The organism is Psychrobacter sp. W2-37-MNA-CIBAN-0211, assembly GCF_040309405.1.
GTDB lineage: Bacteria > Pseudomonadota > Gammaproteobacteria > Pseudomonadales > Moraxellaceae > Psychrobacter > Psychrobacter glaciei.
In genome coordinates, this window is record NZ_JBEOOU010000211.1 from 1 (window position 1) to 271 (window position 271).

Annotated in this window: 1 protein-coding gene; it reads left to right on the forward strand. The window is 63.1% G+C overall.

Annotated features, from left to right (window positions below; all coding sequences use genetic code 11):
* Positions 1-271, forward strand: a 271-nt coding sequence (locus AAEY72_RS14950; RefSeq protein ID WP_352311343.1) for an acyl-CoA dehydrogenase family protein, incomplete at both ends; no start/stop codon positions are given.

A 271-nucleotide genomic window follows, 5' to 3' on the forward strand; every position in this document is an offset into this window, starting at 1 on the left:
GACTTCCGTCGCGACAGCGCCCTGCGCGACCGCGAACGCCGCCTGCCCCTGGCTGAACTGGACGTGTTTTCCCGCTCCGGCCTGTGGGGCATCAGCGTGCCCAAGGAGTACGGCGGTGCTGGCGTTTCCAACGTCACCCTGGCCAAGGTTACGGCGCTGATCGCCCAAGCCGACGCGTCCTTGGGGCAGATCCCGCAGAACCATTTCTATGCGTTGGAAGTATTACGGGTCAACGGCAACCCTGAGCAGCAAAAACGCTTGTATGCCGAAG